16 protein-coding genes are annotated in these 13,841 nt (G+C 66.2%); 10 read left to right on the top strand and 6 right to left on the bottom strand.

Annotation, left to right across the window (positions count from 1 at the left end):
- Positions 1–75: 75 nt before the first annotated feature.
- Positions 76–837, bottom strand: coding sequence for a MetQ/NlpA family ABC transporter substrate-binding protein (locus tag ACYP33_RS25690; protein ID WP_414449143.1), 762 nt, complete (start codon positions 835–837; stop codon positions 76–78).
- A gap of 380 nt (positions 838–1,217) precedes the next feature.
- On the opposite strand from ACYP33_RS25690, the gene ACYP33_RS25685 reads away from it, so the two are divergent.
- The 6 genes from ACYP33_RS25685 (at position 1,218) to ACYP33_RS25660 (ending at position 5,809) form a co-directional block, all read left to right on the top strand.
- Entirely contained in the window at positions 1,218–2,360 is a 1,143-nt protein-coding gene (locus tag ACYP33_RS25685; protein WP_414448890.1) for a porin, read from the top strand.
- A 204-nt stretch (positions 2,361–2,564) separates the two neighbouring features.
- Positions 2,565–2,825 (top strand): DUF2866 domain-containing protein, encoded by a 261-nt coding sequence (locus ACYP33_RS25680; RefSeq protein ID WP_414440391.1) that lies wholly within the window; start codon positions 2,565–2,567, stop codon positions 2,823–2,825.
- 125 nt (positions 2,826–2,950) lie between these two features.
- The gene (locus tag ACYP33_RS25675; RefSeq protein WP_414448889.1) at positions 2,951–3,352 is read left to right on the top strand and encodes a DUF6232 family protein; all 402 of its coding nucleotides are present in this window, start codon (positions 2,951–2,953) and stop codon (positions 3,350–3,352) included.
- A gap of 306 nt (positions 3,353–3,658) precedes the next feature.
- Positions 3,659–3,853 (top strand): hypothetical protein, encoded by a 195-nt coding sequence (locus ACYP33_RS25670; RefSeq protein WP_459624413.1) that lies wholly within the window; start codon positions 3,659–3,661, stop codon positions 3,851–3,853.
- On the top strand, positions 3,853–4,953 hold the full coding sequence (locus ACYP33_RS25665; RefSeq protein WP_459624412.1) for a FecCD family ABC transporter permease: 1,101 nt from the start codon (positions 3,853–3,855) through the stop codon (positions 4,951–4,953). The genes ACYP33_RS25670 and ACYP33_RS25665 overlap by 1 nt, the downstream gene beginning before the upstream one ends.
- Before the next feature lie 22 nt (positions 4,954–4,975).
- On the top strand, positions 4,976–5,809 hold the full coding sequence (locus ACYP33_RS25660) for a heme ABC transporter ATP-binding protein (RefSeq protein WP_459624411.1): 834 nt from the start codon (positions 4,976–4,978) through the stop codon (positions 5,807–5,809).
- Positions 5,810–5,895: 86 nt separating this feature from the next.
- Here ACYP33_RS25660 and ltaE read toward each other — a convergent pair whose 3' ends face one another.
- From ltaE to ACYP33_RS25640, 4 genes are all read right to left on the bottom strand, one after another.
- Positions 5,896–6,912, bottom strand: coding sequence for a low-specificity L-threonine aldolase (gene ltaE / locus ACYP33_RS25655; protein WP_459624410.1), 1,017 nt, complete (start codon positions 6,910–6,912; stop codon positions 5,896–5,898).
- Positions 6,913–7,064: 152 nt separating this feature from the next.
- Positions 7,065–7,553, bottom strand: coding sequence for a MarR family winged helix-turn-helix transcriptional regulator (locus ACYP33_RS25650; protein ID WP_414448884.1), 489 nt, complete (start codon positions 7,551–7,553; stop codon positions 7,065–7,067).
- An 815-nt stretch (positions 7,554–8,368) separates the two neighbouring features.
- On the bottom strand, positions 8,369–8,926 hold the full coding sequence (locus ACYP33_RS25645) for a hypothetical protein (protein ID WP_459624409.1): 558 nt from the start codon (positions 8,924–8,926) through the stop codon (positions 8,369–8,371).
- 10 nt (positions 8,927–8,936) lie between these two features.
- Complete coding sequence (locus ACYP33_RS25640; protein ID WP_459624408.1) at positions 8,937–9,305, bottom strand: hypothetical protein; 369 nt, start codon at positions 9,303–9,305, stop codon at positions 8,937–8,939.
- A 213-nt stretch (positions 9,306–9,518) separates the two neighbouring features.
- Here ACYP33_RS25640 and ACYP33_RS25635 point away from each other — a divergent pair, with 213 nt between their 5' ends.
- From ACYP33_RS25635 to ACYP33_RS25620, 4 genes are all read left to right on the top strand, one after another.
- Positions 9,519–9,764 carry a hypothetical protein gene (locus ACYP33_RS25635; RefSeq protein ID WP_459624407.1) on the top strand — a complete coding sequence of 82 codons (246 nt, stop codon included), beginning with the start codon at positions 9,519–9,521 and terminating at the stop codon, positions 9,762–9,764.
- Positions 9,765–9,931: 167 nt separating this feature from the next.
- Positions 9,932–11,341 carry a cytochrome ubiquinol oxidase subunit I gene (locus ACYP33_RS25630; RefSeq protein WP_414448882.1) on the top strand — a complete coding sequence of 470 codons (1,410 nt, stop codon included), beginning with the start codon at positions 9,932–9,934 and terminating at the stop codon, positions 11,339–11,341.
- Positions 11,342–11,379: 38 nt separating this feature from the next.
- On the top strand, positions 11,380–12,387 hold the full coding sequence (gene cydB, locus ACYP33_RS25625) for a cytochrome d ubiquinol oxidase subunit II (protein WP_459624406.1): 1,008 nt from the start codon (positions 11,380–11,382) through the stop codon (positions 12,385–12,387).
- Entirely contained in the window at positions 12,359–12,529 is a 171-nt protein-coding gene (locus ACYP33_RS25620; RefSeq protein WP_459624405.1) for a hypothetical protein, read from the top strand. Before cydB ends, ACYP33_RS25620 begins: the two co-directional genes overlap by 29 nt.
- A 13-nt stretch (positions 12,530–12,542) precedes the next feature.
- Here the strand turns inward: ACYP33_RS25620 and ACYP33_RS25615 are convergent, their stop codons facing one another.
- Positions 12,543–13,466, bottom strand: a complete 924-nt coding sequence (locus ACYP33_RS25615) for a LysR family transcriptional regulator (RefSeq protein ID WP_459624404.1) — start codon at positions 13,464–13,466, stop codon at positions 12,543–12,545.
- Between the last annotated feature and the right edge of the window lie 375 nt (positions 13,467–13,841).

The raw sequence follows: 13,841 nt of genomic DNA, 5'->3' as shown, positions 1-13,841 counted from the left end.
AATGAAAACGGCCGGAAGGCGCGCGTGGCGCCTCCCGGCCGTTTTTGCATCTTGCCGCCTCGCGGCGAATGCCGTTCAGAACGCCGGCACGATCGCGCCGGCAAACTTCGCGTCGATGAACTTGCGCACGTCGTCCGACTCGTAGGCCGCCACCAGCTTCTTCACCCACGGCTTGTCGCGATCCTGAGCGCGCACGGCGATCAGGTTCGCGTACGGCCCCTTCAGATCCTCGATCGCGATCGCATCCTTGGTGGGCGTCAGCCCCGCCTTGACGGCGTAATCGGTGTTGATCGACGCCGCGTCGAGATCGGGCAGCGCGCGCGGCAGTTGCGCCGAATCGAGTTCCACCAGCTTGATGTGCTTCGGATTCGCCACCACGTCGAGCGGCGTGGCATTCACGCCGTTGACGCCCGCGCCCGGCTTGAGCTTGATGACGCCGTACTTCTGCAACAGCAGCAGCGCGCGATTGCCGTTCGACGGATCGTTCTGGATGCCCACCTTGGCGCCGTCGGGCAGGTCCTTCAGCGATTTGAGCTTCTTCGAATAGAAGCCCATCGGCGCGGTGTAGGTCAGCCCGACACTGACGATCTTGTAGCCGCGCTGCTTGATCTGGCTGTCGAGAAACGGCTGGTGCTGGAAGCCGTTGGCATCGAGATCACCCGAATCGAGCGCCGCGTTCGGCTGCACGTAATCGTTGAATTCGATCACCTTGATCTGCAGGCCGTCGTGGCCGGCCACCTTCGCCACCTCGTTCCAGATCTGCGCGTCCGGCCCGCTCATGGTGCCGATTTTCAGCGGCGCGCCGTCGGCCCAGGCCACCGATGCGGCCGCAAACATCAGCGTGCCGCCGATCGTGGCAAGCCTCGCGAACTGCGCGAATCCGTTGGTCAAACGCGGCATGGCATCCCCTTTTTCGTGTTGATTTGCATTGAATTACGCTGAATTAGCAGCGCATCGTCGCATTTGGGGGGCCGGCCTCCAACCAAGCGTTCGTCATCTGCATCGATGACGAACCGCGAAAAGCAAAAGCCAATTCGTCATATCGGTTGCAGGTGCAACGAGCCATTCGTCTGCTGTGGTGCGGGCGCTACAAAAGTGAATTATGACAATCGCTGTCACATTCCTTGCGCTGCCCGCATGTAAAGTCCGGTCCGTTCCTTCCAAACGCCTTCAAGAGCCCCGGAACCGCACACACCTAATTTCGCTCGGAGATTGTCTTGAACAAGAAACTGTTGACCACCGCCGTCCTGGCAGCCACGGCCACCGCTGCTCACGCTCAAAGCAGCGTCACGCTCTACGGCGTGATCGATGCAGGTATCAGCTACGTTAACCACAGCTCGGTTACCGGCGGCTCGGCCAAGAATTTCAAGTATGACGACGGCGTTGCACAAGGCAGCCGTTGGGGCATCCGCGGCACGGAAGACCTGGGCAGCGGCCTGAAGGCAATCTTCGTGCTCGAAAACGGCTTCAACAGCGGCAACGGCACGCTGGGCCAAGGCGGCGCGATGTTCGGCCGTCAAGCCTACGTCGGCCTGTCGAAGAACGACATGGGCACGGTCACGTTCGGCCGTCAGTACTCCTTCTCGACCGACATCCTCGGTTCGAACTACTCGACGGGTGGCAACACGGTCGTCGGTAACTACGCTTACCACGTCAACGACATCGACCAACTGACCTCGAGCCGCATCAACAACTCGGTCAAGTTCCAGAGCGCCAACTACTACGGCCTGACGTTCGGCGCGTTGTACGGCTTCTCGAACCAGGCTGGCGCCTTCGCAGGCTCGCCGACGGTCGGCACGACGACGGGTTCGTCGCGCGCATACAGCTTCGGCGCGAACTACGCGAACGGCCCGTTCTCGGTCGGCGCGGCTTACACGGACATCCGCTTCCCGGCACTGTCGACCCCGGCATTCTCGACCGCCATCGCCAACATCTCGACGGGCACGGTCAAGGATCTGCGTACGTTCGGCGTGGGTGGCCGTTACGTCTGGGGCCCGGCAACGGCATGGCTGCTGTGGACGAACACGCAATTCAGCGCGATCAACTCGAACGGCACGAAGTACAACGCCTACGAAGCTGGCGCAAAGTACGCTCTGACGCCGGCTCTGTCGGGCGCAGTGGGCTACACGTACACGAGCGCGTCGCAAGGCAACGCTTCGTACCACTGGAACCAAGTGAACGGCACGGTCGACTACGCACTGTCGAAGCGTACGGACGTCTACGCACTGGCCGTGTACCAACAAGCTTCGGGCCGTGGCGTGCAAGCGCAGATCGGTTCGTCGACGAGCTACTTCGGTACGTCGGGCACGGGTTCGAAGAACCAGATCGCTGCTCGCGTCGGTATCCGCCACAAGTTCTAAGCATTCGCTTTACCCGCGAAGTACTACGGCAGAAACGTCCCGCTCCGGCGGGACGTTTTTTTTTGGCCGCTTTTAAGTTTCATTTAATTCTGGATTGAGAGGATCCTCTCACCCCCCCTGTTGGCCGCCTGAGCATCGGCGGCTTTTTTTTGCCCGCGTGCCCGGCGACCGTCGCCAACGGGGAAGACAGGACCGGAGGAAACGATGATCGAAGATATTGTTTTCAGCAATCTGCCCACAATACTGACGCGCGAACACGCGTTTCCGGTTCAGAGCTGCCGTGTTTCGGTAACCATGCAACGCCCATGGGGCCGGCCGTACCGGCTCGTCGAATGGACCATGCACCTCGACGCGCCGGCTCGCCGCCGCATCGTCCCCGCCGAAAGCACCGATGTGCAGATCGCCGAGGCGGTCGCTTCGCACATTCCGGGGCGCCTGTTCGAAGATGGCGCCTCGCTGATCTGAACGCCGTTCGGCTCGTTCTCGTCGGTCAGGTTCTCTGATCGCCGTCATCCCGTCGCGCCCCGAATTCGGGCAAGCGCGACGGGAATTCTGCTACGCTCCCCGTTTTCCGCTCGGTATTTCACACTATGGAAAACCCATTCAACGAACGCGGTGTCACCGTCACGCGCAACGGGCTGTCGAGTGCGGGGCTGGTCTTTGCGCTGCGCGACATCCGCGACGTCAGCGTCGTGACCGTCAACAAGGATCGCATCGTGCCGATCGGCATTTCGCTGATCGGCGTGGCTGGCGTGATTGCCGGGGCGCTGTATGGATCGAGCGCCGGGCTGGTGATCGGCGTGATGCTGGCCGTGGTCGGCTACCTGGCCTGGATCTCCCAGGACGTCACCTACCGGTTGATCGTCGATACGGCCGAGGGCAAGCGCGAGGCCGTGGTCAGCGTCGAGCGCGCGTTCATCGAGCGCGTCGCGCAGGTCGTGCAGCAGGCGAAAGCGGCGCAGGTCGCGGCTGCGGCGGTCGCTGCGAAGTAGGCACTCACCTTTTCGTGTTCCGGCGACTGGCTTGAATGTCGCTGGATAGCTTGATGATGTGGCCCGGTATTCCGGGCCACATGCCGTTTACGCGGCGGTTTGCCGGGAGTTCGTTCGAAGCGACTTGCCGGGTTGACCGTTAGTTGCGAGAAGGATTTGTCGCTGATGTTGTATTGATAATCATTCTCAATTAATATTTCGGCTTTCATGACTGTCTTTCGCCGGTTCCGACACCGGCGACACGCAAGCCAGGTGGGGCCGCCACCGAGCCAGCCACGCTCGACGCCTCGACCGGAGATCCCCCTCATGCCTCGCCATCCGCTATTCCGCCGGCTGCGCCGCACCGCGCCCGCCGGCGCATTCGATCTTCAGCCCATCGCCGATCCCCATCGCGACCCGCAGGACGGCAGCGCCGATTCGGCCGCGACCTCGGCCACCGCCGCGCATCGCGACGATGCCGCCTCGCCCGCCCATCTCCCCGCCGCCAAGCCGGCCGCCTGATGCCGCCCGGCTCGACCACCTTGACGAGCGCCGGCACCGGCCCGCTCGCCGAAGCGGGCGCCTCCGACGCGATCGCGCGCCGCCGTACCACCGCGCGCCTCGTGCTGGCCGGCGCGTTCGCCGCGCTGCTGCTCGCGATGCTGGCCGCCTGCTGCATCGGCGCATACCAGTTAACACCCGCCCAGTTCGCCGCCGCGCTGTTCGCGCCGGACGCCGCGTCGCAACAGGCGCGCGCCGTCCTGCTGGAGATTCGCGCGCCGCGCGTGGTGCTCGCGGCGCTGGTCGGCATCGGCTTCGGCGCATCGGGCGCGGCAATGCAGGCGCTGTTCCGCAACCCGCTGGCCGATCCGGGGCTGGTGGGCGTGTCGAGCGGCGCAGCGCTCGGCGCGGCCGCGCTGATCGTGCTCGGCCCGATGCTTGCGTCCGCAACCGTTCCGGCCGCGTGGCTGCCGGTCGCCGCGTTCGCCGGGGCGCTCGCGGTGGCCGCACTGGTCTACCGGCTCGCCGCCACGCAGGGCCGCCTCGCGCTGCCGCTGCTGCTGCTCGCCGGAATCGCGATCAACGCGCTGGCGGGCGCGGCGATCGGCCTGCTGACCTACGTGGCCAGCGACGCGCAACTGCGCTCGCTGACGTTCTGGAGCCTCGGCAGCGTGGGCGGTGCGCAATGGTCGACGATCGCCGTGGTGGCCCCGTTCGCGCTCGCGGGCACGGCCTGGCTGATGCGCGAGCGCGATGCGCTGAACGCGCTGCAGCTCGGCGAGGCGGAAGCGTTGCATCTCGGCGTGCTGGTGCAGCGCGTCAAGCGCGGCGTGCTGATCGCCACGGCGCTCGGCATTGGCGCGCTGGTGTCGTGCACGGGCGTGATCGGTTTCATCGGCCTGGTCGCGCCGCATTGCGTGCGGCTCGTGTGCGGCCCGGACCAGCGCGTCGTGATGCCGGGCGCGGCCCTGCTCGGCGCATTGCTGGTGGTGGCCGCCGACCTGGCCGCGCGCACCGTGGTCGCGCCGGTCGAGATTCCGCTCGGCATCCTGACCGCGCTGATCGGCGCGCCGTTCTTTCTCGCGTTGCTGCGCAACAGTCGCGGCGCGCTCGGCGGCTGATGCCGCGCCCTCGCCTTCCCTCATGCTGATCGCCGAACGACTTTCCCTCGCCCGCGGCCGCCGCGACATTCTGCGCGGGCTCTCGCTGCGCATCGCACCCGGCTCGGTCACCGCGCTGCTGGGTCGCAACGGTGCGGGCAAAAGCACGCTGCTGAAAGCGTTGGCGGGCGATTTCCACACAAGCGGCAGCGGCCTCGGCCGACAGGTTCGCATCGACGGCCATGTCACGCTCAATGGCACACCGCTCGATCGGCTCGGCGCGGTGCAGCTCGCACGGCTACGCGCCGTGCTGCCGCAAGCGGCGCAGCCCGCGTTTCCGTTTCTCGCAGAGGAACTGGTGCTGCTCGGCCGTTACCCGCACGCGAAGCAAACGGGCGCGCTCGGCACGCGCGATCATGCGATCGCGAGGCAAGCGCTCACCCTGGCCGATGCCGGCACGCTGACCGGCCGCGACGTGACGACGCTGTCGGGCGGCGAGCTGGCGCGCGTGCAGTTCGCGCGCGTGCTCGCGCAGCTTTGGCCCGACGACGACACGCGCCATCCCGCCGACGCCCCGCGCTATCTGCTGCTCGACGAGCCGACCGCCGCGCTCGACCTCGCGCACCAGCATCATCTGCTGGCCACGGTGCGCCAACTGGCGCGCGACTGGCGGCTCGGCGTGCTGACGATCGTCCACGACCCGAACCTGGCCGCGCGTCATGCCGACCGCATCGCGTTGCTCGCCGACGGCGACGTGTTTGCCGAAGGCCCGCCGGCCGAACTGATGCGGCCCGAAGCGATCGAGCGCTGCTACGGCTTCGCGGTGAAGATGCTCGATGCCGGCAGCGATGCACCGCCGGTGATGGTGCCGGCCTGAACGGCGCGGCGGAAAGAAAAAAGCGGCCGCGCGTCCGGCGGCCGCCGTGCAGCCAACTCGCCATTACATACGACGACGATGCACGCTCAAGCGCGGTGCGCCTGCGCGAAGAACGCGCCCACCGCCGCCACGAACGTATCGATGTCCTCGCCCGACACGTCGCGATGCGTGACGAAGCGCGACGCGTACAGCATCTGCGTCAGAATCCCGCGCGCCTTCAGCCAGGCTTCGAGCGCCACGCAATCGGCTTCGGGGAACTGCGCGAACACCATATTGGTAGCCTGCGACAGCACCTTGACCTCGCCGATCTGCGCGAGACCCGCGGCCAGCCGCTCGGCGTTGGCGTGATCGTCGGCGAGGCGTTCGACGTGATGATCGAGCGCGTAGAGGCACGCGGCCGCGAGCACACCCGACTGGCGCATCCCGCCGCCGAGCACCTTGCGCCAGCGGCTCGCCGTGTCGATCAACTCGCGGCTGCCGACCAGCACCGAGCCGACCGGCGCGCCCAGGCCCTTCGAGAAGCAGATCGACACGCTGTCGAACGGCGCGCACAGCGCTTCGAGCGGCGCGCCGCTCGCCACTGCCGCGTTGCACACGCGCGCGCCGTCGAGATGCGTCGCCAGCCCGCGGCTGCGCGCGAGCGCCGTCGCTTCGTCAACATAGCCGGCCGGCAGCACCTTGCCGCCGATCGTGTTTTCGAGCGCGAGCAGGCGCGTGCGCGCGAAGTGGTGATCGATGGGCTTGATCGCGGCGGCGATCCGCTCGAGCGGCAGCGAGCCGTCGGGCGCGTTGTCGAGCGGCTGCGGCTGGATGCTGCCGAGCACGGCCGCGCCGCCGCCTTCGTATTTGTAGGTGTGCGCCTGCTGACCGACCAGGTATTCGTCGCCGCGCCCGCAATGGGCCATCAACGCCGCCAGGTTGCTCTGCGTCCCGCTCGGGAAGAACAGGCCGGCTGCCTTGCCGGCGCGCTCGGCCGTGACGGCCTGCAGCCGCGCGACCGTCGGATCGTCACCCCAGACATCGTCGCCCACTTCGGCGGCAGTCATGGCAGCCAGCATCGGCTGGCTCGGGCGCGTCACGGTATCGCTGCGTAAATCGATCATCAGGGGCGTCCTCGGAATGGCGCCGGCGAGCCCGGCGCAATGGATAGGAAGAATCCGAGTGTACGCACTTCGCTGCCCGGTTGGCGGGGTTCGTCCCGGTCAACGAGCAGCGAAGCGAGAGAAAGGGGCGGAACCGCCCCTTCGAACCACCATCAGATCGCGCCTTCGACCTCGCAACACAGGTTCAGCTCGCGCGGCAGGCCATCGCCGTGCGTGGCGCGTTCGAGGTTGGCGTTGACGCGGCCCAACAGGCTGGCGAGCTGACGGCATTCCTCGTCGCTCAAGCCGTCGAGCCCGACGCGGCCGGCCTCTTCGAGCACCGCACGGCCGTCCGGCAGCTTCCGGGCAGCATCGTCGGTGAGGGAAATGAGGCGGCTGCGCTTGTCTTCCGGATCAGGCACGCGGCAGACGAGGCCGTCGCGCTCCATCCGGTTCAGCAGTTGCGCCATGCTGGGCTGCTCGACCTGCATGCGACGCGCAAGCTCGGCTTGCGACAGCGCGCCTGCTGCTTTCAGCAGGCCGAGAACGGGAACCTGGCTCAGCGCGAAACCGAGGTCGCGCAGGGGCCTGTCGACGACACGCGTAAACAGCCGCGTGGTCAGGCCAGCCAGCTTCAATGGATGTATTGATGAATCTTCCATTTAGCGAAGGATCTCTCGGAAAAATTTCAATTAAAAAATAGTAATCGATCGTTCAAGATTTTCCCATACCTGATTGCGAATAACGTGCAGCGCAATTGCGAAGGAACCTGAAAGTCGATTTCCCCCCGTATCCAAAAAATGGCGAGCGAAATAAGTCAGGCCGGCGGGATTCTTCATATCTATCGCTCGCCACCCACAGCGTGAAATTCTGATTTCCGGAATGAAGCCGGACGCCGGGAGTGACTTCGACGCGGTACGAACTCAAGTCGCCGCACGTGATGTGCCTGCGCGCGGATACCCTCAATATCGACGCCCGCGTGGCGCGTTATAGCGCACTATTCGTTCACAATTTGAGCATGATCAAGGTCTGTGTTCAGACAACAAGAAGGGGTCTGAGCAAATACCTAGTTTTGGTGAGCAATTTTTCGCTTGTCGGAAAAATTTCCCGATGCCTGTCCGCGGGCGCAGATGCCGCTCGAGCGAGTGGCGACTAGTTGCACATACATTTATTTTCGAGTTGCGCCGGGAATTTGAAAAAAGACATGATCCATACAAAATGTTCTCGCGAAGCAATGCCGACTTGATACTGTATATCGCTTGCATTGCTTGAAATTTATTCTCCTGCCTCGCACTGCACAAAATTCCGTAATGAGAAAAGAATTACGTGAAACGATTGCGCACATCCGGAAGGGTCGAAACCGGTCCGTAGTCGCTGCTTAATTTCATAACTATCGGCTCGAACAAAAACGGCGCAATGCCCGTTTCAGGTGCATTGCGCCGTTCTGGATGGGTTGCGCCCGGGCGGTCAGTCCGGGTCAGTCCGGTGGCGGCATGTCGGGCGGCGGCGGCGGCGTGTAGCCGCGATTGGCGCCGTACGCGCCGCCGTAACCGCCAGTGCCGTAACCATCGGGCGGCGGGGCGCCGCGCACCCGGCCCGGCACCGGGACGCGGTCGCCGGCTGCGTACATGCACTGCACATAGGCGTAGTCGTAGCGGCGCTGCACGTCATAGGCCGAGCCTTGCGCCGCGCCCGCGCCTACCGCACTGCCGGCCAGCAGCCCGACGCCCGCGCCGACGGCCGCACCGGCCCCGCCATTGAATGCCGCCCCGGCGGCGGCGCCGAGCGCGGTACCGATCGCCGCGCTGCCCACCGCGCTGGCGGTGGCGGCCTGATTGGCCGACACGCCGCCCACCTGGTTCATCGCGTACTGGCGGCAGTTGCCGTCGTCCACCTGGAACTGGTTGAAGGTCTTGCCCGTGCCGGGCAGCGCCATCACGCTCGGCCCGGGCGGCACCACCGCGCAGGCGCTCAACAGGCCCGCGCCTGCCGCCGCGAGCGCCCAGCGCCCGCAAGTTCGAATCTCGAATGTCATGGGGGCCTCGTCAGGGTTGCGGCGGGCGGGCCGGCACTTCACGCCAGCCGGACGCGCAGGTCTTCGCATACGGGTAGTAATGCTTCGACGCGTTGCAGTAGTACCAATAGCCGGGTTGCAGCGGCGGCGCGCCGGCATCCTGCTCGGGCTGCGCCGGGCCGGGCGGCTGGCCCTGCTCGACGTATTCGGGCGGCGGCCCCGGATCCATCGGCACCGCCACCATCGGCGGCGCGTAATAAACGGGCGGCGGATACCAGTAAGGCCCCGGCCCCCAGCCCGGGCCGCCGATATACACCCCCACCCGCGCCGCATGCGCGGCACTCGTGGCGGTCACGGCGGCAAGCGCCGCGACGCCGAGCACGATTTTCAGTTTGCTCACTTCACGCTCCGGAAAACGCGGGCCGTACCGCCCGCGGTTGTCGATGTCCGAGACGCTACTCGCGCGCACCGCCGCTTCAGTTACGAGTGTGCGCAGGGTTCTTGCCGGTCGTTACATTCGTGACCGGCCGATGGCAAAACCGCGTCGCGCGGTCCGGCCTCGATTACCCGGTAATACGTGGAAATATTCGGACAGCCGGCGAAGGAAAAGCGCATGCCGGACGTGAAGGGCAATTGCAAAAGGCGCGTCGGCCAATCGAAACGCCATGGCCAGTTCGATGCCGCGTCATTCCGGTTTCCCACGCCGACCATCGTCGACATGCGCAGCCATGAACGCGAAGCGGACGCCACGCGCTTCTCAGCGGTCGATTGCCGCAGGTGCGACGCACCACCGCATCTCGATCACGCCGCCTGCGATTTCAAAAATTTGATGCTTATCAATGCCTTATCTAGATGTTGATCAATAACAAGAATTTGGCGCGATCAAAGTGCGACTAGTTGGCACATTTCACAGCCCAGGCGCGATCACGATACTGCGTCCATCCCCGTCGTCGCTGCGTATCGCGCGACGACGGGAGGGCCGCCCGGCACCCGCCCGCGGCCGTCGCACGCATCGGTCATACGCTCATGGAAACCGCTCTTTCTGCACTGGATCTGGCCCGCCTGCAGTTCGCCTTCACCGTCTCGTTCCACATCGTCTTTCCCGCGCTGAGCATCGGCCTCGCGAGCTTCATCGCCGTGCTCGAATACCGCTGGCTCAGAACCGGCCAGGCGCACTACAAAACCCTCTGTCACTACTGGTCGAAGATCTTCGCCGTCGCGTTCGGCATGGGCGTCGTGTCCGGCGTCGTGATGAGCTACGAGTTCGGCACCAACTGGGGCGGCTTCTCCAGCTTCGCCGGCTCGGTCACCGGCCCGCTGCTGATGTACGAGGTCATGACCGCGTTCTTCCTCGAAGCGGGCTTCCTCGGCATCATGCTGTTCGGCTGGAACCGCGTCAGCCCGCGCGCGCACTTCGGCGCGACGCTGATGGTGGCGGTCGGCACGCTGATCTCCACGTTCTGGATCCTCGCCTCCAACAGCTGGATGCAAACGCCGCAGGGCTTCGCGATCGAAGGCGGCCGCATCGTGCCGACCGACTGGTTCAAGATCATCTTCAACCCGTCGTTCCCGTACCGCCTCGCGCACATGGCGATCGCCGCGTTCATCGTGGCCGCGCTGGTGGTGGCCGCCACGGGCGCCTGGCATCTGCTCAAGGGCCGCCGCGACAAGACCGTCACGACGATGTTCTCGATGGCGCTCGGCCTGCTGCTGATCCTCGCGCCGATCCAGGCGGTGGTGGGCGACCAGCACGGCATCAACACGCTCAAGTACCAACCGGCCAAGATCGCCGCGATCGAAGGACTGTGGGACACCGAGAAAGGCGGCACCGCGCTGAACCTGTTCGGCATCCCCGACATGCAGGCCGAAACCACGCACTACGCGCTGAAGGTGCCGCACCTCGGCAGCCTGATCCTCACGCACACCTGGGACGGCGAGATTCGCGGCCTCAAGAGCTTCGCGCCCGAGGATCGTCCGAATTCCACGCTGATCTTCTGGACCTTCCGCATCATGGTGGGCCTCGGCTTCGCGATGATCGGCCTGGCGCTCGCGGGCTGGGTGCTGCGCCGCCGCGGCCGGCTCTATGAGGCGCGCTGGTTCCACAAGCTCGCGCTGGTGATGGGACCGACCGGCTTCATCACGCTGCTGGCAGGCTGGATCACGACCGAAGCCGGCCGCCAGCCGTGGGTGGTGTACGGCGTGATGCGCACCGCGAACGCGGTTTCGCCGCTGACCACACAGCAGGTCGGGCTGTCGCTGCTGACCTTCGTGTGCGTCTACTTCCTGGTGTTCGGCACCGGCATCTACTACCTGCTGAAGCTGATCAACGCCGGCCCGGCGCTGCCCGACGCGCCGCACGGCGGCCACGACGGACATGGCGATCACTCCGGCCGCCGCCCGCTGTCCGCGCCGGATCAGTTGATCGACGCGGCCTGAGCCGCGCCGCCCCGACAGAACACGCACAAGGAACCATCATGGACGTCACCGTCATCTGGGCTGCGATCATCGCGCTCGGCCTTTTCATGTATGTGGTGCTCGACGGCTTCGACCTCGGCATCGGCATCGTCTTCCCGTTCTTCCCCGACGAGAAGGAACGCGACCTGATGATGAACACCGTCGCGCCCGTCTGGGACGGCAACGAAACCTGGCTCGTGCTCGGCGGCGCGGGGCTGTTCGCGGCATTCCCGATGGTCTATTCGACGGTGCTCTCGGGGCTCTACCTGCCGCTGATCTTCATGCTGGTGTGCCTGATCTTCCGCGGCGTGTCGTTCGAGCTGCGCGCCAAGGCGCGCCGCACCAAGCACCTGTGGGATCTCGCGTTCATCGGCGGCTCGGCCGGCGCGACGTTTTTCCAGGGCATCGCGCTCGGCGCCTACCTGCAGGGCATTCCGGTGCAGAACGGCCAGTTCGGCGGCGACCCGTTCGGCTGGCTCACGCCGTTCTCGGTGCTGACCGGGCTCGGCCTGATCGCCACCTACGCGCTGCTCGGCTGCTGCTGGCTGGTCGCGAAGACGGAAGGCGACCTGCAACGCCGCCTGCATCGCGTGGTGTTGCCGCTGACGATCGTGCTGCTCGGCATGATCGGCGTGGTCAGCATCTGGACGCCGCTGCAGGAGCCGGCCGTCGCGCAGCGCTGGTTCGGTTCGGGGCTGTTCGTGTACCTGATGCCGGTGCCGTTCCTGGTGGTGGCCTGCGGCGTGTGGATGGTTCGGGCGATCCGTGCGCGCCGTGATACGCTGCCCTTCGTGCTCGCGCTCGCACTCGTCGCACTCGGCTACATCGGCCTGCTGGTCAGCCTGTTCCCGTATGCGATCCCGCGCAGCGTCACGATCTGGGAAGCGGCCGCGCCACATTCGAGCCAGATGTTCACGCTGGTGGGCGCGGCGGTGATCATCCCGATCATCATCGCCTACACGACGCTCGGCTACTGGGTATTCCGGGGCAAGATCCGCCATGAAGACAACCACTACTACCACCACTGAAACCGGCGCGGGCCGACCGCGCCGCCTGCCGGGCTGGGTGTGGTTCATCCTGCTCTGGGCAGGCGGCGTGACCGGCGCGGTCGCGCTCGGCTACGCGTTCAAGATCTTCATGAACCTGACGCTGTTCGCCGTCACGAAGTAGGCGGCGTTCGCGTTCAGCGCAGGAACGGCGCGATCTCGCCGGCCGCCTCGTCGAAGCGCTGCGTCAGGAAATCGAGCAGCGCACGCACGCGCGGCGCCATGTACTGGCTGCGCTGGAACAGCGCGTGCACCGGCAGGTCCGGGCAGCGCCACTCGGGCAGCAGCAGCACCAGACGCCCGGCGCGCAGGTCGGCGCCCACGTCCCAGATCGATTTCATCACCGCGCCGCGCCCCTCCACGGCCCATTCGCGGGCCAGCGCGCCGTCGTTGGTCTGACGCGCGCGCTCGGGCGGCGCCGTGAACGACACCGTCTCGCCGTCGCGCGAGAACGTCCACTGGTTGGCCACGCCGGCCGACGAACCCAACAGGATGAAATCGTGCGCCGCCAGCGCGTCGGGATGCTCGGGCGTGCCGCGCGCGGCGAGATAGGCCGGCGACGCGCACAGCACGCGGCGGTTGTCGGCCAGCCGGCGCGCGATCATCGCGCTGTCTGCCGGCACGCCGAAGCGGATCGCCAGATCGATGTCGTCGTGCAGCAGGTTCGACAGCGAATCGGCCAGCACCAGCGTGAGCGCCACTTGCGGGTGACGATCGTTGAATTCGTCGAGCCAGCGGCGCAGCACCACGCGCCCGAAATCGGAGGTGGCGGACACGCGCAGCGCGCCGCCGATCGAGGCGCGGCCCAGTTGCAGGGCGGCGCGTGCGTCGTCGAGCGTCTGCAACGCGTGCCGGCAGTGCGTGAGGTAGAGCCGCCCCTCGTCGGTCAGGCGCAGCTTGCGCGTCGAGCGCTCGAACAACTGCGTGCTCAGCGTGCCTTCGAGTTTCAGGAGCCGTGCGCTGGCCGCGGCCGGCGACAGGCCGAGCTTGCGGCCAGCCGCCGACAGGCTGCCGAGATGCGCGGCTTCCACGAAGAGACGGATGTCGCCGAGGTTGTCCATGAGGGTGGCGGTGAGGGTCGGGAATGGGGTGGCGTGGGCGTGCGCTGCTTGCGCACGACGCGCGCGCGGCCGGTGCCGCTGATGCCGCGAGCGGCGATGCGGATCGCGTGGCACCCGGCATGGTAACGCGGTGAGGTGCGGCTTGGCTTGGCTTGGCTTGGCTTGGCTTGGCTTGGCTTGGCTTGGCTTGGCTTGGCTCGGCTTGGCTTGGCTTGGCTCGGCTTGGCTCGGCTCGGCTCGGCTCGGCTCGGCTCGGCTCGGCTTGGCTCGGCTTGGCTCGGCTTGGCTCGGCTTGGCTCGGCTTGGCTCGGCTTGGCTCGGCTTGGCTCGGCTTGGCTCGGCTTGGCTCGGCTCGGCTTGGCTCGGCTTGGCTCG

The sequence above is a fragment of the Burkholderia sp. 3C genome (genome assembly GCF_054589155.1).
Note: the sequence above shows the minus strand (reverse complement) of the source record. Positions and strands in the feature narration are given on the sequence as shown.